General features: G+C 56.7%; 19 protein-coding genes. 12 read left to right on the forward strand and 7 right to left on the reverse strand.

Features of this window, described 5'->3' with window-relative positions:
• Positions 1–8: 8 nt before the first annotated feature.
• The 6 genes from malF to trkA all read left to right on the forward strand — a co-directional run bounded on the left by malF (position 9) and on the right by trkA (position 7,382).
• Positions 9–1,580 carry a maltose ABC transporter permease MalF gene (malF, locus tag LMS44_RS13680; RefSeq protein WP_159176951.1) on the forward strand — a complete coding sequence of 524 codons (1,572 nt, stop codon included), beginning with the start codon at positions 9–11 and terminating at the stop codon, positions 1,578–1,580.
• A 10-nt stretch (positions 1,581–1,590) separates the two neighbouring features.
• Positions 1,591–2,481: a maltose ABC transporter permease MalG gene (gene malG, locus LMS44_RS13685; protein ID WP_159176952.1), complete on the forward strand. Its 891-nt coding sequence runs from the start codon at positions 1,591–1,593 to the stop codon at positions 2,479–2,481.
• Between the two features lie 142 nt (positions 2,482–2,623).
• A complete protein-coding gene (locus tag LMS44_RS13690; protein ID WP_159176953.1) occupies positions 2,624–4,114 on the forward strand; it encodes a TrkH family potassium uptake protein in 1,491 nt (496 codons plus the stop codon).
• A 40-nt stretch (positions 4,115–4,154) separates the two neighbouring features.
• Positions 4,155–5,300 (forward strand): sensor histidine kinase, encoded by a 1,146-nt coding sequence (locus LMS44_RS13695; RefSeq protein ID WP_171051170.1) that lies wholly within the window; start codon positions 4,155–4,157, stop codon positions 5,298–5,300.
• Complete coding sequence (locus LMS44_RS13700) at positions 5,290–6,012, forward strand: response regulator (RefSeq protein WP_009287080.1); 723 nt, start codon at positions 5,290–5,292, stop codon at positions 6,010–6,012. The genes LMS44_RS13695 and LMS44_RS13700 overlap by 11 nt, the downstream gene beginning before the upstream one ends.
• On the forward strand, positions 6,009–7,382 hold the full coding sequence (trkA, locus tag LMS44_RS13705; protein ID WP_022523027.1) for a Trk system potassium transporter TrkA: 1,374 nt from the start codon (positions 6,009–6,011) through the stop codon (positions 7,380–7,382). Before LMS44_RS13700 ends, trkA begins: the two co-directional genes overlap by 4 nt.
• Before the next feature lie 17 nt (positions 7,383–7,399).
• Here trkA and LMS44_RS13710 read toward each other — a convergent pair whose 3' ends face one another.
• The 7 genes from LMS44_RS13710 to LMS44_RS13740 all read right to left on the reverse strand — a co-directional run bounded on the left by LMS44_RS13710 (position 7,400) and on the right by LMS44_RS13740 (position 16,725).
• On the reverse strand, positions 7,400–8,137 hold the full coding sequence (locus LMS44_RS13710; protein ID WP_159176954.1) for an anti-sigma factor: 738 nt from the start codon (positions 8,135–8,137) through the stop codon (positions 7,400–7,402).
• Positions 8,134–8,688 (reverse strand): sigma-70 family RNA polymerase sigma factor, encoded by a 555-nt coding sequence (locus LMS44_RS13715; RefSeq protein WP_236557458.1) that lies wholly within the window; start codon positions 8,686–8,688, stop codon positions 8,134–8,136. Before LMS44_RS13715 ends, LMS44_RS13710 begins: the two co-directional genes overlap by 4 nt.
• A gap of 118 nt (positions 8,689–8,806) precedes the next feature.
• Positions 8,807–9,331: a DUF3455 domain-containing protein gene (locus LMS44_RS13720; protein WP_159176955.1), complete on the reverse strand. Its 525-nt coding sequence runs from the start codon at positions 9,329–9,331 to the stop codon at positions 8,807–8,809.
• A 112-nt stretch (positions 9,332–9,443) separates the two neighbouring features.
• Complete coding sequence (gene ugpC, locus LMS44_RS13725) at positions 9,444–10,559, reverse strand: sn-glycerol-3-phosphate ABC transporter ATP-binding protein UgpC (RefSeq protein WP_498945409.1); 1,116 nt, start codon at positions 10,557–10,559, stop codon at positions 9,444–9,446.
• Positions 10,547–12,226 (reverse strand): alpha-amylase family glycosyl hydrolase, encoded by a 1,680-nt coding sequence (locus LMS44_RS13730; protein WP_498945411.1) that lies wholly within the window; start codon positions 12,224–12,226, stop codon positions 10,547–10,549. Before LMS44_RS13730 ends, ugpC begins: the two co-directional genes overlap by 13 nt.
• Positions 12,227–12,371: 145 nt before the next feature.
• Positions 12,372–15,077, reverse strand: coding sequence for an HTH-type transcriptional regulator MalT (malT, locus tag LMS44_RS13735; RefSeq protein WP_476488288.1), 2,706 nt, complete (start codon positions 15,075–15,077; stop codon positions 12,372–12,374).
• A gap of 139 nt (positions 15,078–15,216) precedes the next feature.
• The gene (locus LMS44_RS13740; RefSeq protein WP_498945413.1) at positions 15,217–16,725 is read right to left on the reverse strand and encodes a carbohydrate porin; all 1,509 of its coding nucleotides are present in this window, start codon (positions 16,723–16,725) and stop codon (positions 15,217–15,219) included.
• A 455-nt stretch (positions 16,726–17,180) separates the two neighbouring features.
• Between LMS44_RS13740 and LMS44_RS13745 the strand changes: the two genes are divergently transcribed.
• The 6 genes from LMS44_RS13745 to LMS44_RS13770 all read left to right on the forward strand — a co-directional run bounded on the left by LMS44_RS13745 (position 17,181) and on the right by LMS44_RS13770 (position 24,327).
• Positions 17,181–18,452, forward strand: coding sequence for an ABC transporter substrate-binding protein (locus LMS44_RS13745; protein WP_022523019.1), 1,272 nt, complete (start codon positions 17,181–17,183; stop codon positions 18,450–18,452).
• A 15-nt stretch (positions 18,453–18,467) separates the two neighbouring features.
• Entirely contained in the window at positions 18,468–19,451 is a 984-nt protein-coding gene (locus LMS44_RS13750) for a carbohydrate ABC transporter permease (RefSeq protein ID WP_027958694.1), read from the forward strand.
• Complete coding sequence (locus LMS44_RS13755; protein ID WP_133732639.1) at positions 19,451–20,293, forward strand: carbohydrate ABC transporter permease; 843 nt, start codon at positions 19,451–19,453, stop codon at positions 20,291–20,293. Before LMS44_RS13750 ends, LMS44_RS13755 begins: the two co-directional genes overlap by 1 nt.
• A gap of 30 nt (positions 20,294–20,323) precedes the next feature.
• On the forward strand, positions 20,324–21,943 hold the full coding sequence (locus tag LMS44_RS13760; RefSeq protein WP_053857231.1) for an alpha-glucosidase family protein: 1,620 nt from the start codon (positions 20,324–20,326) through the stop codon (positions 21,941–21,943).
• A gap of 62 nt (positions 21,944–22,005) precedes the next feature.
• Positions 22,006–23,112, forward strand: a complete 1,107-nt coding sequence (locus tag LMS44_RS13765; RefSeq protein WP_474192606.1) for an ABC transporter ATP-binding protein — start codon at positions 22,006–22,008, stop codon at positions 23,110–23,112.
• Between the two features lie 165 nt (positions 23,113–23,277).
• The gene (locus LMS44_RS13770) at positions 23,278–24,327 is read left to right on the forward strand and encodes a LacI family DNA-binding transcriptional regulator (protein WP_009287088.1); all 1,050 of its coding nucleotides are present in this window, start codon (positions 23,278–23,280) and stop codon (positions 24,325–24,327) included.
• The last annotated feature ends 14 nt before the right edge of the window (positions 24,328–24,341 follow it).

Here is a 24,341-nt window from a genome sequence, read left to right on the forward strand (position 1 = left end):
CATCTTTCATGTTTACCACGAATGCTTCGCGGGGCTTGCCCCGCCACCGCTCTCGCCATCTGGCCGAACGCTATTCCCGCTGGGCAATGCGCAGCTTGATTGGGCTGATGGTGCTGGCCCTGCTTTGGCTGGTGATGGCCTTTTACATGCACGGCCAGTGGGTATTTGCGCTGCTTTTTTTGGTGCTTGGCACGTCGCTGGGCGTGGTGTTCAGCCGACGTTCGCTGATGAGCCACCGGTATATTTTCCCTGCCGTGGCCGGTCTTGGCGTGTTTGTCATTTTTCCGCTGGTGTATACCGTTGGCATCAGCTTCAGCAACTACAGCTCGGACAATCTGCTTAGCCAGGAACGTGTACGCGCACAACTGACCAATCAAACCTACCAGGCTGAAGGCGCTGCCTTTTCCTATTCGCTTTACCAGGAAGGCGAGCTGGTGCGCCTTTACCTGGAAAGCGACACCCCTGCGGGCGACAACGACCGGCTACTATCCGCCGCGCTCAACCTAACTAACAGCGAAGTTCGTCGCGTTCCAACCCAAGCCGTAGACACCCCGCCCGAAGGTGAGCCGCTTCCCATGCGCGCAGCCATCCAGGCCCGCGACGCCCTCCAGGCGCTACGCCTGCAAACGCCCGGGGGCACCGAGCTGCGTATGGCGGGTCTGCGCCAGTTCGCGCCAATGATCGACCGCTATGAGATGCGTGACAACGGCAGCCTCTATGATCGGCAAGAGGATCAGGTGCTGACGCCGGACAACGATATCGGCTTTTTCGTCACCGAAAACGGAGAACGCATCACCCCCGGGTGGCCGGTGAACGTGGGCTTCACCAACTACACCAAGATTTTCACCGACCCGGATATACGCGGGCCGTTTATGCAGATTTTTGTCTGGACCTTCGTGTTTGCCGGGCTCACCGTACTGTTCACCCTGGCCGTGGGGTTTGTCCTCGCCTCGCTGCTGCAGTGGGATCAGCTCAAGGGCAAGGCGGTCTATCGGACGCTGCTGATACTGCCCTACGCGGTTCCAGCGTTTATTTCGATTCTGATTTTCAAAGGCATGTTCAATCAGCATTTTGGTGAGGTGAACATGATTCTGGAGGCACTGTTCGGCATTTCGCCGGAGTGGTTTACCGACCCCTGGCTAGCCCGAACCATGCTGCTGATCGTCAATACCTGGCTGGGTTACCCCTACATGCTGCTGCTGTGCATGGGGCTGATTCAGTCGATCCCCGGCGATCTTTACGAGGCCTCGGCGGTAGACGGCGGCGGGCCGATCACCAACCTGATGAAGATCACCCTGCCGCTGATCATCAAACCGCTCACACCGCTGTTAATCGCCGCCTTTGCTTTTAACTTCAATAATTTCGTGTTGATTGCGCTGCTCACCGGGGGCAGCCCGGACATTCTGGGTGCCAGCACGCCCGCGGGCACCACCGACCTGCTGGTGAGCTACACCTACCGAATCGCCTTCCAGGATGCTGGCCAAAACTTCGGCCTGGCGGCGGCGATTGCCACGCTGATCTTTCTGCTGGTGGTGGGCATGTCGGTCATCAATCTGCGGCTTTCCAAGGTTAAGGTTTAGGAGGTTTACGATGGCGATGGTTCAACCCCGCTCCATTCGCTCACGGCGATGGGGCGCCCATTTGGCGCTGATCGGCTTTGTTTCACTGATCGTGTTTCCGCTGCTTTTGGTGATTTCAATTTCGTTTCGTGAGGGCAACTTTGCCTCGGGGAGCTTGATCCCCGAGCGTTTCTCTCTTGAACACTGGTCGCTGGCCTTGGGTATTCCCTGGGAGCGCGCCGACGGCAGCGTGATCCAGCCGCCCTTCCCCGTGCTGCTGTGGCTATGGAACTCGATCAAAGTCGCCGTGGTGTCCTCGTTGCTGATTTTGATGCTTGCCACCACCAGTGCCTACGCCTTTGCTCGCATGCGCTTTAAGGGCAAGGAGCCGCTATTGAAAGGCATGCTGATTTTCCAAATGTTCCCAGCAGTATTGTCGCTGGTGGCACTCTACGCGCTGTTCGACCGGCTGGGTCAGTTCGTCGGCTGGCTAGGGATAAACACCCACGGCGCGCTGATTGTCGCTTCCCTGGGCGCAGTGGCGCTGCATATATGGACGATCAAGGGCTACTTCGAATCCATCGACGGGTCGCTCGAAGAAGCCGCCATGGTGGACGGGGCAAGCACTTGGCAGGCGTTTCGCTACATCCTGCTGCCGCTGTCGGTGCCGATTCTGATGGTGGTGTTCATCCTGGCGTTTGTGATGAGCATCATGGAGTACCCCATGGCCTCGGTGCTGCTGGTGGATGAGCATAAGCTCACCCTGGCGGTGGGCGCCCAGCAGTACCTGGCCGACCATAATCAGCGCTGGGGCGACTTCGCCGCCGCTGCCGTGCTCTCGGGGCTGCCAATCACCGTGGCCTTTCTGATCTGCCAGCGTTGGATTATTGGTGGATTAACAGCTGGGGGTGTTAAAGGTTAAAAATATTAAAACTCACGAAGGTGTTTAACTAGCTTGCCCAAACCCAGCAGAGTGCTGGGTTTTTTTGTTTTTTTACAGACTTTTTATGGAAGGTCATGGTGTCATAGCAAATATTAAGAATACTAAACGGCGAGCTGGGCATATGACTCCATTCACACCATGGTTTTACCGTAGCAGGAATGCGTATCGGCACTGGGCACCTGTTTTTAAAATCATCTCGATTCTCTGGGTTGTGCTAGCGCTGTTCATGATGGTGCCTTTCGTCGTACTGCTAATTGAGAGAGACCCTGATGCACCCGCCTTCGGTGTTTCCATTCTGATTGTACTTGGCGCCGCAGCACTTACTTGGTTGCTCACCTACCGCACAGCCTTAGAGTTGAAGCCATGGCAGATGTTTATTCTTACCGCCGCCAGTTGGGTCACCATTAGCGGTTTTGCCAGCCTGCCGCTGGTGCTGGGCGCCCCACAGTTAACCTTCACCAATGCGGTGTTTGAGTCGGTATCAGCGATAACTACGACGGGATCCACGGTTCTGGTCGGTATTGAGCACTTTTCCGATGGATTGAAGCTATGGCGAGGGCTCATGCAATGGATGGGCGGCATCGGCATTATCGTCATGGGTATTGCGATTTTGCCGTTTCTTAAAGTAGGTGGTATGCGGTTGTTTCACACCGAGTCGTCCGACTGGTCGGATAAAGTGATGCCACGCACTGGCGGTATTGCCAAAGCGACGCTAACGATCTATGTCAGCCTAACCCTGGTCGCGATTGGTAGTTATTGGTTCGGCGGGATGACGCTCTTAGACGCCACCGTACATGGTATGACATCGCTTTCTACCGGCGGCTTTGCCAATTCCGACGCTTCCTTCGGCGCCTATAGCGAACAGCCATGGCTGCTGTGGATGGCCAGTTTTTTCATGCTGAGCGGTGCGCTTCCCTTTGTACTGTATATCCGTTTTATACGCGGGTCGCGCAGTGCCCTATGGAATGATCAGCAGGTACTTGGGCTGTTAAAGCTCTTGATGGCCGCGATTTTGCTACTCAGTGTCTGGCGCATCACCCAGGGCGATAACTGGTTTGAATCGCTCACCCACGTTACCTTTAACATTATTTCAGTGGTAACCACCACCGGCTATGCATCGGATGATTACAGCCAGTGGGGGGCGCTGCCGGTGGTCGCTTTTTTCTACCTGACCTTTGTGGGCGGCTGCAGCGGCTCTACTAGCGGCGGAATGAAAATCTTCCGGTTTCAGATTGCTTCTTTAATGCTGCTTAACCAGTTGCGTTACCTCATCCATGCCAATGGTGTGTTTACCACTCGCTATAACCATCAGCCGGTCACCAGTGATATCTCGCGCAGCGTAGTGGCCTTCTCGTTCTTCTTTTTTATCACCATAGCGGCACTGGCGTTGAGCCTCTCTGCCCTGGGGTTGGATTTAGTCACCGCTCTTTCCGGTGCCGCCACCGCAGTCACCAATGTGGGCCCTGGGCTAGGCGATATCATCGGTCCCGCAGGTAATTTTGCCCCCCTCCCCGACGCAGCGAAATGGCTGCTATGTATTGGCATGCTGATGGGGCGATTAGAAATACTCACCGTTGTGGTGTTGCTGACTCCAATGTTCTGGCGACGCTAGCCGGATATCTTGAAGGACGTTCGTGAAGGACAATCGTGTCATGACGTTTAGAAAACCGATGTTCAAACCCTTTGGGCAGATTGCGAACCAGTTGCGCTTGCCAATGCCGTCAGAAATCCTGATTGCACTGGCGAGCACGCTAATTGCTCTGCTAATCGCCTGGGGGCTATATACCTGGCTAGCCTTGGCTAATCTTTCGCTGATTTTTCTTACCGCGGTTCTCGCCAGTGCGGTGTTAGCAGGAAGCTACGCAGCTCTGCTATGTGCCGTACTGGGGTTTCTGACGTTTAATTTTTGCTTCACCATTCCGCACTTTTCGTTAGCGGTGGAAGAGCAAGAGCAACTGCTAACGCTGCTGTTCTTTCTATTAGTCGCACTGGTAGTCGGCAAGCTCGCCGGAGACAGCCGCCAGCGCCTGCTGGAGCTTAGCGCCGCTCGCTTGGCTGAAGAGCAGGAGAGGTTGCGTTCAGCGCTGCTATCGTCGGTTTCCCACGACCTGCGCACTCCGCTAGCGTCGATTATTGGCGCGGCCAGCTCGCTTCGCACTCTTGATGCACAGCTCAGTCAACAGGATCGCTTTGCGTTACTAGATGGCGTATTAAGCGAAAGTGAACGCCTTAACCGCTATATACAGAATTTGTTGGACATGACCCGACTAGGGCATGGCGATATGAAAATCGAGCGCGATTGGGTGGCGTTTGATGATTTAGTCGCTTCAGCGCGGAAGCGACTGGGCAGTGCCCTTGAAGGTTTCCAAGTCGAGCAGCACTGGTCAAAAGAGCTACCACTACTTTACGTTCACCCCGCCCTGATTGAGCAAGCGCTGGTCAACGTGCTTGAAAATGCGGCGCGCTTCTCACCACCTAATGGCCATATCACTATCGAAGCCCAATGTCGTGATGATAAAAGGGCTGGAGACCCGTCCATCTTATTGTTTTCGGTTACCGACCAAGGCCCTGGCATACCCGAAGCACTACGCGAGCGCGTGTTCGATATGTTTGTCACCGGTAACGACGGCGATCGCAGCCTGCACGGTAGCGGCCTGGGGCTGGCGATTTGTCGGGGAATGCTTGGCGCCCACGCGGGTCAAATCCACGCAAGCCCTGGGCCTGACAATGTTGGCACCAGGATTACCATGACGCTGCCCCTATCGGCACCCAGCAAGGACGCCGAGAATGAGCACTGATCAAGCGCGCGTATTAGTCATTGATGACGAGCCGCACATTCGTCACTTTTTGCGTATCAGCCTCACTTCTCAAGGGTTTCAGGTGATTGAGGCCTCCAGTGGTCGCGAGGGGTTGGAAAAACTCAATGCTGATGCCCTCACCGCTAATGCAGACATCGTTTTACTGGATCTTGGTCTGCCAGACATGGATGGACAGCAAGTGCTCGATTCTATCCGCAAGCATAGCGAGGTGCCCGTGATCATTGTTTCGGTGCGCGGCCATGAGGCTGAAAAAGTGCGCGCCCTGGATAACGGGGCGAGCGACTACGTTACCAAACCCTTCGGCATTCAAGAGCTGTTGGCACGTATTCGAGCCTTATTAAGGCGACGCGCCAGCCCAAGCGCTCAGCGTTTCCAGCATGGCGGTTTGATAGTTGACCTGGCCGCTCACCAAGTAAGCTTGCACGGCGAGGCCGTTCATCTAACACCTAAAGAGTTCGCCGTGCTGGCCCAGCTTATTGCTTCAGCTGGGCGAGTGGTCACGCAGACCCAGCTATTACGACAGGTATGGGGCCCAACTCACCAGGAAGATACGCATTACTTGCGCATAGTGGTGAGCAAGTTGCGTCAAAAGCTAGGTGATGACCCCCAGTCCCCCACCCTACTGCAAACTGAACCCGGCATTGGTTACCGACTCTCCCTTGAGCCTGACCGTGAGGACAAGACCGTATGAAAATTATTATTCTCGGCGCCGGCCAGGTCGGCGGCACACTGGCAGAACACCTCGCCCGCGAGGAAAACGACATCACCGTCGTTGACACTGACGCCAAAAAACTGCGCGAGCTGCACACCAAAATCGATATCCGCACGGTCACCGGGGCAGGTTCCTACCCGATTGTGTTGCGCCAGGCAGGCTGTGAAGACGCCGATATGTTGATCGCTGTCACCAACAGCGACGAGATCAATATGATCGCCTGCCAGGTCGCCCATACGCTGTTTCGCACGCCGACTAAAATTGCCCGGGTGCGCGCCACCGCGTATTTGACCCGTAAAGGCCTTTTTGCCCACGAAGCGATCCCCATTGATGTACTGATCAGCCCCGAGCAGGTGGTCACCGACCACGTACGCCGCCTGATCGAGCACCCCGGTGCCCTGCAGGTGCTGGAGTTTGCCGGTGGCCTGGTACAGCTGGTGGCGGTGAAAGCGTTCTACGGTGGCCCGCTGGTGGGTCAGGACTTGGCCTTTTTGCGCCGCCATATGCCCAACGTGGATACCCGCGTAGCCGCCATTTACCGTCGTAACCGACCAATTATCCCCCGTGGCGATACGGTCATCGAGGCTGACGACGAGGTGTTCTTCCTTGCCGCCCGTCGGGATATTCGCGCGGTAATGAGCGAGCTGCGCCGGGTCGAGCGGGACTTCCGCCGGGTAGTGATCGCCGGGGGTGGCAATATCGGCGAGCGGCTGGCCGAACACCTGGAGCATAGCCACCAGGTCAAGATCATCGAGCACAGCCTGGAGCGCTGCACTACCCTCTCCGAGCGACTGGATCGCACCGTGGTGCTCCACGGCAGTGCCACCAGCAAGCGCTTGCTGGAAGAGGAGAATATCGAAGAGTGCGATATCTTCTGCGCGCTGACCAACGACGACGAGGTCAATATCATGTCGTCGCTACTCGCCAAGCGTTTGGGGGCGAAGAAGGTGCTGACGCTGATCAACAACGCCGCCTATGTGGACTTGGTGCAGGGGGGCGAGATCGATATCGCTATTTCTCCCCAGCAGGCCACCATTGGCAGCCTGCTCACCCACGTGCGTCGGGGTGATATCGTCAACGTTCACTCGCTGCGCCGAGGCGCCGCCGAGGCCATTGAAGCCATCGCCCACGGCGACAAGCAGTCATCAAAAGTGGTAGGCCGTACCATCCGCGATATCGCACTGCCCGACGGCACCACCATCGGTGCGATTGTGCGCGGCAAGGAAGTCATCATCGCCCACGGCGATGTGATGGTTGAGAGCGGTGACCACGTGATTCTATTCGTGATCGACAAGCGCCGCATTCGCGACGTGGAGCGCCTGTTCCAGGTCGGCTTGACGTTCTTTTAACTGGCGCTTTTGAGTGGCTAAATCTCGACCGCGCGGCCAATAAACTCAATCGGCCCGGTGGGCAGGCCGGTTGGTGAGCCGGTTTCGTCTTCCAGCGTTAGCTCAAATAGCTGGTTATCCTCAAGAGGCGGCAGTTCATCCAAGCGCAAACGGATCGGCTGCCCTGGCTCCACTAAACCCAGCGATACCGGGGCCTGCCACTCATCTGCTTTGGTCCAAAACTCAAGCGCTTTACCTTCAGGTACTGCGAAAGTACCCAATGGGATCAGCTCGATTTCCTGGCGTGATGAGGCCTGCACTACCCAACCCGCTGACTGCGTTTGCGGAGCAAGCAGAACCACCATGTACTCGGGGGTCGTCGGTTCAGTTACTTCATTGGCCAGCATCACGCCCAATACTAACGCCGCCGCTAAGCCAAACCCGGCAGCGCCGCGCCAAAGCGGCAGGCTGTGCAGCATGCGGCGAGGTCTTGGCGGCACGACAGAGGCAGGTCGAGCACGCTTAGCAAGCGCTTCCCGTGACGCTAAGCTGCGCTCAATACGCGGCCATAAATTGTCAGAAGGCGTTACCGGGTCGGTGATAGCGGTATAGGGCAAGAAACGCTCTTCCCAAGCCATCACGGCTTGTTGCAATTCAGGCTCGTTAGGTAGCCGGGCCTCTAGCGCCTTACGCTGCTCTAACGAAAGCGTACCCAGCACGTATTCACCCGCTAAAGTATGGTCGTCTTGGTGTTCGTGCTGACTGGGGCGGCTCATGCCATACACTCCCGTAGGCGCAGCAAACTGCGTTTGATCCAGGCTTTTACGGTTCCCAGCGGCGCGCCGGTATGCGCCGCAATTTCCGCATGACTAAGGCCGTCAACATAGGCATGGAGTACGCAGTTACGCCGCTCCGGCTCAAGCGCTTCCAAACAGCTATCCATCCGCTGGCCGGTTTGCCAATCGAAAGCTTCATCGGCAACGGAGGCGTGCTGAAAATGTTCATCGAGATCTAATTCGGTGGGATCGTGATTATCAAAAGTGACTTCACGGTCGCGATAACGGATAGCGTTCAGTGCCAGGTGACGCGCCACGCTAAATATCCACGTCCGCGCGGATCCTTTGGCGGGATCAAAACTATCGGCATGCTGCCAAATATTAAGACAGGCATCGTGGACAATATCCTCGGCCATACCACGATCCTTGACGATTCTTATGACGACGCCTAATAGTCGGGCACCTTCATGAACATAGAGTTGGTGCAAGGCGTCATGCTCGCCACGGGCACAGTTGGCTAATGCCGCAGCATGATCAAATTCTGAAGACACGTCAGTCAAACCCTAGCTCCCTGGTGACGGCACCGACGCCAGTCGTCGTTCTCGCAGACAGCATAGCCGCTGGGGACTCGACAGACGAGCCCCCAGCGGAATTAACATTCCAGCCGACTTATTCCGCAGCCCAGAAGATATAGTCCGCCTGGTAGGTCACTACCGCGGTGGCTCCGTCGTGATCCATATCGCAGGTGACGTCCGGGGCAACGCCACCCTGGGTGTTCAGGCGCTGAATATAACTAACACCGCTCATAGCGCCTTCACCTTCAGCCGGATTGGCTTCCACCAGTTGAAGCGGGATGTTGCCATCACCATTGGCAGCCGTGGCTAGCTGAGTGCCGGTAATTTTTGAGCCATCCAACGCTTCCCAGGTGGCTGGCGGGCCGTAGTAGCTTCCTACTTGTGTGCCTTCGCTGTCGTTAAGCGCCGCGTGGGGGCCTTTGAATACCCAGCCCATGTTGCCGTCGTCTTTGGCTTCGCACATGTAGGTAATAGCGCCAACGCCAACGGTTTCGAGGGCGACAGCATTACCGTCCGGCACCTGAACTTCCGCGGGCGTCATGTCTGCCAGCGCGACGTGACTGAAGGATGCAATCAAGGTAGCGGCAAGTGCTGCACGCGTAAGAGGTTGGATGGTCATTTTCAGTCTCCTAAAAGGTTTTTTATCAGCCGCCTTAAATAGCGCCTGTATAGGGATTACCCGCGAGGAGACGTATTGGATGCACTTTTATTGAAAAAAATAAGATGGGCGATTATTGGCTTACCCCATCTACCACCACCTGCCGCGGGCAGGCACTCCCCTGTAGATCAAAAAGATGGCAATGCTGGCCCGCTAAACCCAAGTCGATCGTTTGGCCTTCGGTTAGTTGCGTTAAGCCATCCAAACGCTGGGTTAAGGTAGCGTCTATACCGTCTACCTGCAGATGCGCCAGGGTTTCGTAACCCAGCTTTTCCGCCACCATTAATCTCGCTGTCAGCCGAGCCTCCGCCTGTTCGGGCGATACAAAATCTTCTGCCCGCAATCCCAAAGTGGCGCCATCACCGGAATGGAGGTGCTTGCCATTGACCGCCACCGTCAGTGTCTCCCCGTTAGGCAGACGCACCACCGTTTGGCGCTCACCTGAGTCGACTACCGTGACCGGGAAGGTATTGATGCGCGGCGAACCGATAAACTCCGCTACCTCTAAGGTTTTGGGAAAGTGATAAAGCGAGAGCGGCGCGCCTACCTGGGCGATTCTTCCCCGGGAAAGCAGCACGATACGATCCGCCAGCGTCATGGCTTCCACCTGATCGTGGGTCACGTAGATCATGGTCGCTTGCAGACGCTTGTGCAGCTCTGCGATTTGTACACGCATATCCACCCGCAGCGCGGCATCCAGGTTAGAGAGCGGCTCGTCGAACAGAAACACGGCAGGCTCTTTGACCAGCGTGCGGCCAATGGCTACCCGCTGGCGCTGACCGCCGGAGAGGTCTTTGGGCTTACGCTCCAATAGCTCGGTGAGGTGCAGCATTTCGGCGGCGTGCTGGACGCGGCTGCGTATCTCTGCCTTATCAGTGCGGGCCAGCTTCAGGCCAAAGGCCATGTTCTCGGCCACACTCATATGCGGGTAGAGGGCGTAGGATTGGAACACCATGCCGATGTCCCGCTCCTGGGGCGGAATCTCGTTGATCCGCTGGCCATCTAGCTGCATATCCCCTTCGCTGATGTCTTCAAGCCCGGCAATCATACGCAGCAGCGTGGACTTTCCGCAGCCGGAGGGGCCAACGAACACCACGAACTCGCCGTCTTCGATGTTGAGATCGATATCCCGGGAGATTTCCACTCCGTCAAAGGATTTACCGATGCCGCTTAGGGTTAAACGTCCCATGGCGCGTCCTCCTGGGATTGCGGGCAACGGGCAATCGCCACGCCATAGGGCGGAAGCGACAGTTGGCTGCCCTGCCACTCACCGGTTAGCCACGCGGGGGCACCGGCAATGGCTTCAGCGCCTTCAGGCGCCGAACGGGTGACCGTTCGACCGCTAAAATTCAGAGCAATTAGTAACCGTGTTTGCTGGTAGGTGCGCTCAAGACAGAGCACATCGTCACGCACAGCGTGATAGCGCACATCGCCCTTCACCAACGCAGGCTGAGTACGACGGAAGGCTAAAAAATCGCGGTAGGCATTGAGCAATGAATCAGTGTCGTTATCTTGCTGATCAACAGCGAGATTAGCATGAGTATTAGGCACCGGCAGCCAGGGTGTGGCGCTGCTAAAGCCCGCATGATGGGCATCGGCCTGCCAGGGGTGCGGTGTTCGGCAGCCATCGCGGCCTTTATAAGCGGGCCAGAAGGTAATTCCCGCAGGGTCAACCAACTGTTCAAACGTTAGCTGAGCTTCGGGCAGACCCAGCTCTTCACCTTGATAAAGGCATACGCTACCGCGCTGAGTGAGTAGAAACACCATATAAAGGCGCAGCTTATCCAGCTGCCCTTCTGCCTGCCAGCGAGTTGCCAGCCGCGTCACGTCGTGGTTGCCCAGCGCCCAGCAGGGCCAGCCATCGCCAATGCGTGCTTCCATTTCGGTTAGCGTTTCGTGCAAGTAGCCGGGGTCAGATTTATCGGTGAGCAGGTTGAACGAATAACACATGTGTAGCCGCTTGCCGCCCTGGGAGTACTCCGCCATCACGCCCAAGGCGTCGTCATCGCCTACCTCGCCCACGCTGGTGGTACCGGGGTACTCATCCAACAGAGCGCGCAGCCGCTCCAGAAACACCAGGTTTTCGGGCTGGGTTTTATCGTACTGGTGAAGCTGGTAGCCGTAGGGATTGTCGGGGCGAACGCCTAGAAAACTTTCGGTAATCTCCTGGCGCGGCGGGTTATCTTTTAGCTCGCCGTGGGTGCAGAAGTTCACCGCATCCAGCCGGAAGCCATCCACGCCCCGCTCTAGCCAGAAGCGCACTTCCTCCAGCATGGCATCGACCACCACAGGTGTGCGGAAATTTAAATCCGGCTGACTAGCCAGGAAGTTATGCAGATAGTACTGGCAGCGGCGGGTGTCCCACTGCCAGGCGCTGCCGCCAAACACGGATTGCCAGTTAGTGGGCGGCGCGCCATCGGGCTTAGGGTCAGCCCAAACGTACCAGTCGGCTTTGGGATTATCACGACTTTGGCGACTCTCTTCGAACCAGGCATGCTGATCGGCAGTGTGCGACATGACTTGATCGATGGTGACTTTTAGCCCCCTGGCATGGGCACCCTCGACTAAACGGTCGAAATCCTCCAGGGTGCCAAACATCGGATCAACATCGCGATAGTTGCTGATGTCGTAGCCGAAGTCTTTCATCGGTGAGGTAAAGAATGGCGACAGCCAAATCGCATCGACGTTAAGCGAGGCGATGTAATCGAGCTTGTCGATCACGCCTTTTAAGTCGCCAATGCCGTCGCCGTTGCTGTCCATAAAGCTGCGCGGGTAGATTTGATAAATCACGGCGCCGCGCCACCAGTCGGCCCCTTGGCTGCCAACGTAGTGGGAAGTAGAGGTTGTCTGCATCATTGTTTTGTCCTTGCCATGGTTCTTGTCACAGTTCTTGACATAGTTCTTGCTGGTTACTTGGCATGATGCAGGGTTGCTCACAAGATAAAATCCTCCCCCCAGGGTGACTCTGGGCGTAGGCGTTAGGAGTAGCCCGTCTGTCGACTTATTCCCCCTGAATATGCGCCAGCAACTGTCCCGCCAGGGCAATCGCTTCGTCGCGCCGTCGAATATTCTGCTTTTGATAGAGGCTGCGGATATGGGTTTTGATGGTGGTAGGCGCCACCGACAGCTGCTCGGCGATCTGCTCATTGGAAAGCCCGGCATGAATCAGCCCCAGGATTTGCCACTCCCGGCGAGTGAGCGGCGAAGTGCGGATCAGCTCGGGGACATCTGGCCGGGCGACAATATCAGCGATCACCGTTTCATCCAGCATTAAGCGTCGGGCGCTGCCAAAATCCTTCTGGCGCCCCGCAAGCGCCAGCAACCGCTCTGCCCTCGCCTGCTCTAAGGCATCCAAGGTGCCGCTGTCGAGCAACCGATTGAGCAACTCCCCAAGGGGTTTGCCCAGTCGCAGAAAGCTGCCCACCAGGGCGGTGCGGGAAGCCAAGCTCAGCGCTTGATGCATATGCTGGCAGGCATGCTCTTCTCTTCCTGCATACCACGCCGCTGCCGCGAGACAGATCTGGTTGCGGTTGGCATCCGTGACCAGCCCCAAGCGCTGAGTGTGCACTTCAAGGGCCTCTAATAGCATGCAGGCTTCATCAAAGCGTCCCAGTAGCGTGAGCGCCCGGGCGTGGTTGCGCACATTGCACTGGGAAAAGTGGTTGGTGGCCCCTTCAGTAATGGGGGACGGCGCTTCCTGGCGCCAGCGCTCTACCGCATCAAGATCCTGGGTGGAGTGCCACCAGGCCAACAGGGTAGCGTGAGCATTCGCCACCCAGTCAATATGGTAATCCCCTTCTGCGAGAATTTTGCGCAGCCGCCGAATATGGTCAGCGCACTGGGCTTGGTCGCCACGGCTTTGGGCGATTTTGGCCAGTTGGATATGACACTGAAGTGTCCAGCGCTCCCCCTGGTTATCCAGCACGGCGATGCCTTTCAGCGCGGCCTGCTCGGCTTCGTCCAGCCGGTGCCACTCCCAGAGTACCTGACTGCGAATGCGGTAGAGAAACTCCGCCACGGGCAGATGCTCGAGCTCGGCCCGCTCCAAGTGCGCAAAGGCGCGCTCCTGAATATCGTAGGCGGCCTGTAGTCGTCCTTGGGCCACCAGCGTCTCCGACTGATGGCAAAACGACCAGAGCAGCAGTTGATGATCATCACGCTGGCGGGCCTGGCGCTCTACCTCGCGCACCCGCTGCAGCGACTCTTCCAAATAGCCCAGCACAAAGCGCGCCTCACTCAAGATGGCGGTGGCAGTCAGCGGCGTGGAGGCTAAATAGCGGGCGGGTACGGCTAGCGCTTGCTCGGCCAGCGGTGCGGCGCGCTCGGCATCGCCTTGATTAATCGCCAACTGGGCGCGCAGCGTAGCGAATTCAGCGCTGAGCAGCTGCCACTCTGGCGCTTGCAACTGTGCTTCAATCCAGCCAATCACGCGTGCGGTAATATCAAACTGAAACTGAGCATGGGAGACCCAGCCATAAAGCAGCGTATGTTCCGGACGGGTAGAGAGCCGCGGCTCACCGAGCAGGGCGAAGCCCTTGGCCAACAGCGCATAGGCGCCGCTTGCCAGCAAGGCAGGCCCTTGGGAGGTCAGTAGGCTTGCCACGTCATCAGGGGCCTCGGCGAGTATCGCCTGGCGCAGAGCCATCACCGGATCGTTCAAGGCTAACCACGCCTGGCTTGCGCGCTGGTGCAGCACGCGCTGGGTGGCCAAACTAAGCTCATGACGGCGATGACGGAGGTACTCGCCAAACAGTCGTTGAAAGCGGTACCACTGAGCATGCGGGTCTGGGCGTTCAATAAATAGCCCCGCTTGTTCAAAGGCCTCCAGGCGCTGGGTCAAGCGCTCCCCTTCCAGTAGTCGGGCCATAAGCTCGGGGGAAAAGCGCTCCAGTACCCCCAGTTGCAGCATTAGCTCTCGCTCTTCCAATGGCAGTGCAGCGGAGAGCAGTTCGTCAAACCAAGCGGCAAAGTCTGGGTGGGCACCACTTAACCGGTCAACCAGGGCGTCAAACCCTGCCCGCGTGGTGGTGCGCTCTACCAGCCAGCTCAACGCCATTACCCAGCCACCGCTTCTGCGCAGTGCACGCTCCAGGCTGACTCGCGTGGGGGGAAAGCTCAACTGTTCGGCACACAGGGTTTGCGCCTCCTCGCTGTCAAAGGCCAACGCGTGAAGGTCGATCTCTTCGAGTTCACCTCTTAGCCGCAGGCTTGCCAAACCCAATGCTGGCCTTGAGCGGCTGGCCAGCGTTAACGTTAGCCACGGCGGCTGATGACGCAGCCAGTGGGCGATCCCAGCTAAGATATCCGGGTGGCTAAGGTGCTCAAAATTATCCACTACCAAACGACACGGCGAGCGCTGCTCAGGCAATTCGCCAAGCCAGCGCTCTAACTGCTCCACGCAGTCTCCATCGTCTGCCACGGGTGAAAGCCGTGTGTGCTCGATTAACAGTCCATCGAGCGCTGCCTGCCAGTAGGCTAAAAACCGCGCGGGTTGGTTGTCGCGCTGATCCAAGCCTAGCCAAGTGGCCTCTTGCTCCAGCGCGGTCAGCCGCTCAGCCAGCAGCGTGGTTTTGCCATAGCCTGGAGGCGCCTGCACCATCAGTAAGCGGACACGTTCATCTAACCCGAAACGGTCATTAAGGCGCGGCCGGGCCACTACACCAAGCGGTAGTGGCGGCGCTTTTAATTTCTCTTGCAGTAGTGACATAAACGCTCCTGAGCAACCCTGCTATCCCTCCATAAATACTATTCACAAATTCTTTTAAAGCTATAAAAAAGCCCGCGACATGTCGCGGGCAAAGAGCATTGGAGAAGAAACAGTTAAACGCTAACCAACTTACATCGATTTAGAACCATACCTCGGTCTGAACGCCGAAAGTCCACTGACCACCGGTAAAGCCTTCGTTGCCCAGTGAGCTGGCGCCGTAGTTGTTAAGGTCATCATCCCAATCACTGAAGGTAGTGAACAGACGAATCTCAGGACGCTGCCAGAAGCCGCCGACTTCAGGCTTGAAGGTGGGGGCAATCGTGAATTTACTGAAACCACCATCCACGGCGTTACGACCGCTGTAACCCTGAGGATCCAGATCCATCCACTGATAGCCAGCTTCGTACTGCATTTCGAAGTTCTGGGTTAACTCGTTGGCCAGACGCACGTTGAGTCCTGCCCAGTTGTACTTATCGCCCTGGGCATAACGATCTTCGCTGGTTTCAGCCAAAATGGAGGGAGCAACGCGCCACTGCGGAGCAATATAAGTGGTGCCATAGAGCGCTAGACGTGTAGCGGTAGCGTCGTCGGTGAGATCACCCCGTGAACCAAGACTTTTGGTCTCGGCGCCTAACCCCTGGCCATGCAACACGGCCGCTTTGAAACTACCCTCACCCATACCGAAGAAGCTGTCGCCATGATAAGCAATCATGGTGTGGAAACCGGTATCGGCAGCGGTTTGGCCGACATCAATGTCGCGCTCGTCGTTGTCTGCAGCGGACATACCGTTGATCATCCACTGCCAGTTGCCGAAGTAGTTGTTGGAGGTCAGGATCAGGTTGTCGGTGTCGCCTTCAAGGCCGGGGTTCTCGCGGTTAATGATCGGATAATCAGAAAAGCTACGACCATAAATCGAGAGGTTAGACTTCCAGTTGTCTGCCAACTGCATGTCGTATATACCGCCACCGGTACCGGCCAGGAAAATCACATCACTGTCGAGCCAGTGGATATCGAAGTTATCGCGGTCAAAGCGCTTACCGGCCCAGATAGAGGCGTTTTCAAATGCGCCGGTAAAGCTGGGAAGGTCGCTGAATTCAGCAAATACTTGGCGCACATTGAGGTCGGACTCGCCGCCAGTCCAGTCATTGCTGGAGGTCGTGCCGTCTGCAATCATGGTGCGATAAAGCGCTTTGGCGCCGTTATCGAACTGCATGCGGTAGTTGAAAATCGCTTCAGCGTAGGTGTCCGGCTCATTGCCTAAACGGCCAACGGCGCCGCCCTCTCCACCCGCGGGTGTCAGGTAAGGGCCAGCATTCTCGCTTTTACCATCTTCGCCAATCAACAAGCCTGAACGCGCATAAACGTTGAACGAGAAACCCTCTTCGCCATCGGCGTAACGCTCTACCCGGGCCAGACGCTCTTCGATCTCCGCGTCGCTCTCTGTCGCCACTGCGGTCGACTGTGATTGCTCGGCAATCTCGGCACGGCGCTCGGCGGCATCAGCGCGCTGTTCCGCGGCTTCAATGCGGGCTTCAAGCTCGGCAAAGCGTTGTTCCATGGTCATTTGTGCCGAAGCAACACCGCTCATTCCCAAGCTGGCGGTGGCAATCGCAATGGCTAACGGCGTTTTAAATGTCATTTTATGCATTGTTTTGAGTACCCTATTGTTATTGGCAAGCGGTTGTTTATTAGCGCCTGTTTTTAAGCGTCTGCCTGTAAGCGCTTTTGCCTAAATCGATTAAGATCGAATCGATAACACTTCCCTTACACGGTTCACCCAGGGGGTAGTGGCTTTGCTGCTAAACGCCACGGCGCTTAAGGAAAGGTAGCCAAAACTTAATCGATTAAGTCTCTTTTTACCAACGGCTAGTTGCTAATTAGCGACTAATGTCTAAGGAACGATTTTATTTAGTGAAAACTGAATAATGTCGTTAGACAAAAGTCGCTATTGAACTTCCTCGATCAAAGCGGCTAACTGAGCAGCACAATCTTAATCGATTAAGATAAAGATTAAGAGAGCCATTGAACAAACGTTGAGTTTGTGAATTAACGCTAATTTAGAAGCCACACCATCCACAACAATAAACGTCGAGGTACGCCGTTATGAAAAAGACTTTAATCACTACCGCCATCGCAGTAGCCAGCACGCTGAGTGCAACAAGCCAAGCTCAGGCTGAAGAACTCACCATTTCCTGTGGCGCAGTCGGCGCAGAGCTGACGCTGTGCCAGGAAGGCGTACGCGCCTGGGAAGAGAAAACCGGCCATAGCGTCGATGTGGTTTCAACGCCCAACTCCTCCACCGAGCGCCTTTCGCTCTACCAGCAGATCCTTTCGGCTAACTCCAGCGATATCGATGTGATGCAGATTGACGTGGTGTGGCCCGGCCTACTCGCCAATCACCTACTCGACCTCAAAGAAGTGCTTGGCGATGACGCCGCTGCCGGGCACTTTGACACCATTGTCACCAACAACACCATCGATGACCGTTTAGTCGCCATGCCGTGGTTCACCGATGCGGGCGTGCTCTACTACCGCGAAGACTTGCTGGAAAAGTATGGTCATGACGTGCCAAAAACCTGGCAAGAACTCACCGAAATTGCCCGCGAGATCAAAGACGCCGAGCGCGCTGAGGGCCAAGACGGTATGCAGGGCTATGTCTTCCAGGGGCGCTCCTATGAAGGTTTGACCGTTAACGCCCTTGAGTGGGTAGCCAGCTTTGGCGGCGGCACAGTGGTGGAAGCCGATGGCGAAATTAGCATTAACAACGAACACGCCGCAGAAGCACTCGACCTAGCCGCATCGTGGATTGGTGATATTTCGCCTAACGGTGTGCTCAATTACACCGAAGAGGAAGCGCGCGGCGTCTTCCAAAGCGGCGGTGCCGTGTTTATGCGCAATTGGCCCTACGCCTGGGCACTGGCCCAAAGCGAAGACAGTGACGTTCGCGGCAAAGTAGGTGTTACCCAACTGCCCGCAGGTGGCGAAAACGGCCAAAGTGCCGCTGGCCTGGGCGGCTGGAACCTGGCGGTATCGCGCTACAGCGAACACCCCGAGCTGGCCGCCGACCTGGTCGCCTTCCTGACCGGTGAAGAGGAACAGAAGCGTCGCGCCATACAGGCCTCTTACAACCCCACTATCGACGCCCTCTACCAGGATGACGAAGTGCTTGAAGCCGTGCCCTTCTTTGGCACCCTTTACGACACCTTCGTCAATGCGGTCGCTCGCCCCTCTGCCCCCACCGGTGATGCTTATGGCCGGGTGAGTAACGCCTTCTTCAGCACCTCCCATGACGTGCTTTCCGGCACTAAAGATGGCACTCAAGCGGTCGCTGATCTTGAAGACGAATTGGCTCGCCTGAAGCGTCGCAACTGGTAACCCTGGAGCCTTTCCATGTCGACCTCCATCAAGCATGATGACGCGCCCGCCGGGGCGCGTTCTTTCACTACCAAGCCGCGCCGGGGCACTAAGGTTCGCCGTCAGCGGGTTAAAGCCGCCTGGCTCTTTTTAGCCCCCATGCTGATTGCGTTAACCCTGGTCGCTGGCTGGCCACTGGTGCGCACCTTTTTTCTCAGCTTCACCGATGCATCACTGTCAGATTTAGGCGCTGCCAATCTGATTGGCTTTGAGAATTATCTCGTCTATGACGATGGCCGCTGGTATGGGGTACTGGCCGACTCGGTGTGGTGGCAGTCGGTATGGAACACCGTCTACTTCTCGGTGGTGTCGGTATCCCTGGAAGTGGTTTTCGGGGTCATTGTGGCGCTGATTTTGAACGCCGAGTTCAAGGGGCGTGTAATTGTGCGCGCTGCGGTGCTGATTCCCTGGGCAATCCCAACCATTGTTTCCGCGCAAATGTGGGCATGGATGCTCAACGACCAGTTCGGCATCATCAACCATATGCTGATGGGCCTGGGTGTGATTGACGCTCCCATCGCCTGGACGGCTAACGCCACCTACTCCATGTGGGCGGTAATTATGGTCGATGTATGGAAAACCATTCCCTTCGTGGCGCTGCTGGTGCTTGCGGCTCTGCAGATGCTGCCCAAGGATTGCTATGAGGCCGCCGAGGTAGACGGCATTCACCCGCTGCGGGTGTTCTTCAAAGTTACCCTACCGTTGATTACCCCGGCGTTAATGGTCGCGGTGATCTTCCGCCTGCTGGATGCGCTGCGTGTCTTCGATGTTATCTACGTACTCACCTCCAACTCCACCAGCACCATGTCGATGTCGGTCTATGCCCGCCAACAGCTGGTCGAGTTCCAGGATGTCGGTTACGGCAGCGCCGCTTCTACCCTGCTGTTCTTGATCATTGCCCTGGCTACCGTGGCTTACCTCTACCTTGGGCGTAAACAAATCCAATTGGGAGGCGACTAATGAATACGCGTCAGTTGGCCAAAATAGCCAAGCGCATCGGGTTTTGGGCGTTGATTGTGCTGATTATGGTGTACGCCGTTTTCCCGTTTTACTACGCGGTCATCACCTCGTTAAAACCGTCGAGCGACCTGTTCCGCGTTGAGCTTTGGCCTTCGAACTGGAACTTCGATAACTACATCAGCATTTTTAGCCAGACCAGCTTTCTGCGCGCTATTTTCAACTCCATCGTGGTGGCGTTTAGCGTGGTGTTTATTGCCCTGCTACTCGGCATTACCGCCTCTTACGCCCTGGGCCGGGTGCGCTTTCGGGGCCGCTCCACGGTGCTGCTGGTAATTCTCGGGGTGTCGATGTTCCCCCAGGTAGCGGTGCTTTCCGGGCTGTTTGAAGTGATTCGTGCGCTCAACCTTTACAACAACCCCGCCGGGCTGATTTTAAGCTACACCATCTTCACCCTGCCCTTCACCGTATGGGTATTGACCACCTTTATGAAGCAGTTGCCCATGGAGCTGGAAGAGGCCGCCATCATGGACGGCGCCACGCCCTGGATAACCATCACGAAAGTATTTCTGCCGCTGATGTGGCCCGCCATGGCAACCACCGGCCTGTTGGCATTTATCGCCGCGTGGAACGAGTTTCTGTTTGCCCTCACCTTCACGCTGACCGACGCCCAGCGCACGGTGCCCGTCGCTATTGCGCTGCTGTCAGGCGGCAGTGCCTACGAACTGCCCTGGGGGCCGATTATGGCCGCTTCTGTGGTGGTCACGGTGCCACTGGTCGTATTAGTGATTATCTTCCAGCGCCGCATTGTGTCAGGCCTTACCGCAGGCGCCGTTAAAGGATAAGGAATTTTTATGTCAACGTTGGACTCTACGATGCAAGACAACACACTCTGGTGGCGCGGCGGGGTTATCTACCAGATCTACCCGCGCAGCTTTATGGATAGCCGCGGTGACGGTATTGGCGACCTTAACGGTATTACCGAAAAACTCGATTACGTTGCCTCCCTCAATGTGGACGGCATTTGGTTATCGCCATTTTTCACCTCGCCGATGCTCGATTTTGGCTACGATATTAGCGATTATTGCGACGTCGACCCCATGTTCGGCACCCTGGAAGACTTTAAAGCGCTGCTGGCAAAAGCCCACTCGCTGGGCCTGAAGGTGATGATCGACCAGGTGATTAGCCACACCTCGGATCAACACGCCTGGTTTCAGGAGAGTCGCCAAAACCGCAACAATCCTAAAGCCGACTGGTTTGTATGGGCCGACCCCAAACCGGATGGCACGCCACCCAACAACTGGCTATCGATTTTCGGCGGCCCGGCGTGGACGTTTGATTCCCGCCGCCAGCAGTACTATATGCATAACTTCCTGACCAGCCAGCCGGACGTTAACTTCCATAACCCGGAAGCACGTCAGGCGCAGTTGGACAATATGCGTTTCTGGCTGGATCTGGGCGTAGACGGTTTCCGCTTGGATACCGTCAATTTCTACTTCCACGACACCGAGCTGCGCGACAATCCGCCGGTCCCCAAAGGCGAAGCTAAAACCCTGGGTGCACCGGATAGCAATCCCTACACTTGGCAGCGCCACGTTTACGACCTGAGCCGCCCCGAAAACCTCGAATTCTTGAAAGATCTGCGGGCGCTGATGAACGAATACCCCGGCACCACGACCGTGGGCGAAATTGGCGACGATAACCCGCTGGAGCGCATGGCCGAGTACACCGCCGGTGGCGACAAGCTACATATGGCCTACACCTTCGACTTGCTCAACACGCCCCACTCTGCGCGCTATATTCATGAAGTGCTGGAGCGCTTTCAGCGTCTGGCGGGCGACGCCTGGCCCTGCTGGGCAACCTCCAATCATGACGTCGTACGCAGTGCCACCCGCTGGGGTGCTGGCGAAGACCCCACCGCCTACCCTAAAGTGGCGCTGGCCATGCTCTGCTCGCTGCGCGGTAGCGTCTGCCTGTACCAAGGCGAAGAGCTCGGCCTGCCAGAAGCCGACGTGCCCTTTGAGCGCATCCAAGACCCCTACGGCAAAGTGCTCTGGCCGGAATTCAAAGGTCGCGACGGTTGCCGCACGCCAATGCCCTGGAACGGTAGCGAACATGGCGGTTTTTCCAGCGTTGAACCCTGGCTCCCCATAGAGGCCAGCCATCGGGATATGGCGGTCAGCCGCCAACAGGATGATGCCAACTCCACCTTGAATGCGCTGCGCAACATGCTGGCCTTCCGGCGTCAGCACCCCGCACTGTTCGATGGTGACTTAACGCTGGTCGATGTAGGCGAAACGCTGCTCGGTTTTAGCCGACAAAAAGGGGATGAAACTCTGCTGTGTGTTTTCAACCTCACCGCCGAAGCGCAGACGGTTAATCTGCCACTAGCGATTGAATGCGATTTGCAGGGCCACGGCTTTACCCCCCAGCGCGACGGTGACAGCCTGACGCTACCGGGGTATCAAGCGGCCTTTATGCGCGTCGTCTCATAAGCTCTAAACAACAACAGGCCGACCCAGAAGACATAAGCATTGAGGTCGGCAAGGAGTCACCTATGGCAAGTGTTACGCTTAGTAAGATCAACAAAGTGTTTGGCAGCGATCACATTATTAACGATGTGGACCTACATATTGGCGACGGCGAATTTGTGGTTTTCGTTGGCCCCTCCGGCTGCGGCAAGTCGACCCTTTTGCGCCTGATCGCCGGTTTGGAATCGATTAGCGATGGCGACCTGAGCATGGATGACACCGTGGTCAATGACTTGCCACCGCGGGAACGCGGTGTGGGCATGGTGTTTCAATCCTATGCGCTCTACCCGCATATGACCGTTTACGACAATATGGCGTTTGGCCTGAAACTGGCCAAGACCGCCAAAGAGACCGTGCACGAACGGGTCATGAGCACGGCAAAGATTTTGCAGCTTGAAGAGCTTCTGCACCGTAAGCCAAAAGCCCTTTCCGGGGGCCAACGCCAGCGGGTGGCTATGGGCCGTGCCATGGCGCGTGAACCGCGTATTCTGCTGTTTGACGAGCCACTCTCCAACCTGGATGCCTCGCTGCGGGTACAAATGCGTAACGAGATCGCACGGCTGCATAACCGCCTTGGTTCCACCATGATTTACGTGACCCACGACCAGGTGGAGGCCATGACCCTGGCCGACAAAATTGTGGTGCTCAATGGCGGACACGTTGAGCAGGTAGGCAGCCCCCACGAGTTGTACCAGCGCCCGGCGACGAAATTCGTTGCCGGGTTTATCGGCTCGCCCACCATGAACTTCATGCCCGCAGAGTTACTCGCTGGTGACGCCAACGGCTGTCGTGTGCGAGCCGTAGGAGTTGGCGAGCTCGCCCTGCCCCAGAATGCCCAGCAGCGGCAAAGCGGCGAAGCATTGACCCTCGGCATTCGCCCAGAGCACCTATGCTTAGCGGCACCCACTGATGACAACTGCTTCGATATCGTCAATGTCGAGTATTTAGGTAACGAAGTTTACGTCTACCTTGAGCCCAAACAGGGCGACACGCTGTTGATTCATCGCAGCGAAGCGCCCAGCCAGTGGCAGGAGGGCCAGCAGGTATCACTGGCAGCGGACTGGGAAAAAGTACACCTGTTTGATGAGAGCGGTGCAGCACTGATGTTATCCACTCAACAAGCAGCGGCTTAAGCACAAGAGTCAACCAAGATACCCGCTTTAACGACCCTCTGTGTGTGCCTAACCTTCCCTTCGCTTATCATGGGGAGTGGCAGCACACAGCGGGTCGATTTTATTATGCACATCCTTTGAATAGCTAATCTTCAATTATTAAAAAAGCCTGTATAAGGAAGTACCGTGACTGATCAGCGTCGTATGACACTCAAGGATCTTGCGCAGGAACTCAACGTCTCCACTGCCACGATTTCCAATGCCTTTAACCGGCCGGATCAGCTTTCTCCAGCCCTGCGCGAACGCATACTCAAAGAGGCGAAAAGGCTGGGGTACAGCGGCCCTGACGCCAAAGCGCGCAGCCTGCGCACCGGCCGCTCGCGGATTATTGCGGTGATTCTTGCGGAAAGCCTGACCTACAGTTTGAACGATGCCGTGGCCAGCGAGTTTTTATCAGGGGTTGCCGAAGTTCTTGATGCCCACGGCCACACGCTGCTGTTATTGCCGGGTCGCGGCCATGCCTCACAGCCGCCGGGCTCCGCCAATATCGCCGATGGCTTTATCGTTTATGGATTAATGCCCAACAATAAGCTGCTCGATGAACTGCCCGCCCAACGCACCCTGGTGGCCGTCGATTTTGATATTGAAGGCTGCCCGACGGTGCATATCGATGATACAGCTGCTAGCTATAAAATCGCCCAGCATGCGCTTAACCAGTTGCCCAAACGCCCGGCGATTATCAACCTGCGCTTAACCAAAGAGGTCTGCAACGGCCGCGTGACGGCCGAGCACACGCTGCTGCCCAACACCAGCACCATTAGCCGTGCCCGCCTTGAGGGCTTTCATAACGCGCTGAGTGAGCAAGGTGTGGATGTGGCGCAAGTGCCGCTCTGGAATATCGAGGAGAATACCTTTGAGGTGTGCTCGCCGGTGATTGCCGAGATTCTCGACCAGCCACTAGAACAACGGCCAGACCTGCTGCTGTGCATGTCTGACCGTATTGCACTCACGGCGCTAACGCTGGCCGAGCAGCGCGGTATACGGGTGCCGGAAGAGTTACGCATTACCGGGTTCGATGGCATTGCTGAAGGACAGTACCGCGCACCGCGTTTAACCACGGTGCGCCAGGATAGCGTGGGCAAAGGGCGAGTCGCAGCGCAGATGATTCTTGGCCGCATCCCCCTCGCCCAGCAGTTGCTGCAAACTGAGCTGCTGCTGGGCGACACCTGCCCTTAGCCCTTAGGAGGGTA

Origin of the sequence: Halomonas profundus (genome assembly GCF_020865425.1) — a bacterium.
GTDB lineage: Bacteria > Pseudomonadota > Gammaproteobacteria > Pseudomonadales > Halomonadaceae > Vreelandella > Vreelandella titanicae.